The organism is Flavobacterium ardleyense (genome assembly GCF_042686085.1).
Classification (GTDB): domain Bacteria; phylum Bacteroidota; class Bacteroidia; order Flavobacteriales; family Flavobacteriaceae; genus Flavobacterium; species Flavobacterium ardleyense.
This window is the reverse complement of the sequence record NZ_JBHUOL010000009.1, coordinates 1-610: the sequence shown is the minus strand read 5'-3', so window position 1 is coordinate 610 and position 610 is coordinate 1. Positions and strand designations below refer to the sequence as shown.

The 610-nt window shown below is 37.0% G+C and carries 1 pseudogene; it reads left to right on the top strand.

The features are described from left to right. A pseudogene (locus ACFSX9_RS03940) lies at positions 1 to 610 on the top strand (hypothetical protein); the annotation flags it as partial.

Here is a 610-nt window from a genome sequence, read left to right as displayed (position 1 = left end):
ACAGGAATTGTAAGTGTTCCAGCACAAACACCAGCAGGAACTTATACTATAGAATATCAAATTTGTGAGCTATTAAATCCAGCGAATTGTGATACTGCAATTGTAACAGTTGTTGCTGAAGCAGCGGTTATCTTAGCGAATGACGATGACTTTAGTGGTACACCAGTAAGCGGAGGAAATGACACACCAAATATTTTAATTAACGATACCTTAAACGGAAATGGTCCAGTTGTAATTGGAACTAACCCAGGAGAAGTAACTTTAACAGGCATAACTGTACCGCCAGGATTAACATTAAATCCAGATGGAACTATAACAGTAGGTATTACTACGCCAAGTGGTACGTATACTATAGAATATCAAATTTGTGAGGTTTTAAATCCTACGAACTGCGATCAAGCTATTGTTACTATTGTAGTTTCTAATGAGATTATTGCAAATAACGATGCGCCACAAGTGGTTGAAATTAATGTTGCAGGTCCTGTTTTTGCTGGTTCGGTTATAACAAATGACACTTTAAATGGAGTAGCAGTTACTACAACTAATACCGATGTAACACCTACAACTCAAGGTCCATTAAGTATTGATGTGGATGGTAATGTTACTATCG